The sequence below is a fragment of the Paenibacillus sp. NPDC056722 genome (assembly GCF_042790635.1).
In the GTDB taxonomy this organism is placed as follows: Bacteria; Bacillota; Bacilli; order Paenibacillales; family Paenibacillaceae; genus Paenibacillus_AQ; species Paenibacillus_AQ agri.
This window is the reverse complement of record NZ_JBHTYV010000040.1, coordinates 796-1,127: the sequence shown is the minus strand read 5'-3', so window position 1 is coordinate 1,127 and position 332 is coordinate 796. Positions and strand designations below refer to the sequence as shown.

The 332-nt window shown below is 66.6% G+C and carries 1 protein-coding gene; it reads right to left on the bottom strand.

Going from position 1 to position 332, the window contains the following annotated elements:
* Window positions 1–35: 35 nt before the first annotated feature.
* Window positions 36–248: a hypothetical protein gene (locus ACFRAM_RS28725; RefSeq protein WP_379470443.1), complete on the bottom strand. Its 213-nt coding sequence runs from the start codon at window positions 246–248 to the stop codon at window positions 36–38.
* Window positions 249–332: the final 84 nt, after the last annotated feature.

Genomic DNA, 332 nt, shown 5'->3' with positions numbered 1-332 from the left:
TCCGGGGACCGAGCAGGCTCGCAGTCGGGCGCGGGTCACAGCCCAGTCAGGTGCGAGCGAAGGGCGAGCAGGGACGAGAGGGTGTAACCGCGGTCTGCGCCGTCGAACGCTGCCGCGTCGGCGTCCTCGCTACCAAAGCGGTACGGGGCTTTGACCTGCGGAAACGCGTTAACAAGCAGAGGACACGGCGCCCCGATGAACAAGTTATCCACAGGCATCGGCTCCTGATTGGAGTTATCCACAGCCATCGGATCGCCCGCCTGGCGCACCTCGTCGGGAGTCAGCTCTCGCACGGCAGCGCCCCGTCAGGCTTGCTCAGCTGCTGCCAGCTC

Coding starts and splice junctions, on each gene's coding strand:
- ACFRAM_RS28725 (WP_379470443.1), bottom strand. CDS start 248: ATGGCTGTGGATAACTCCAATCAGGAGCCGATGCCTGTGGATAACTTG.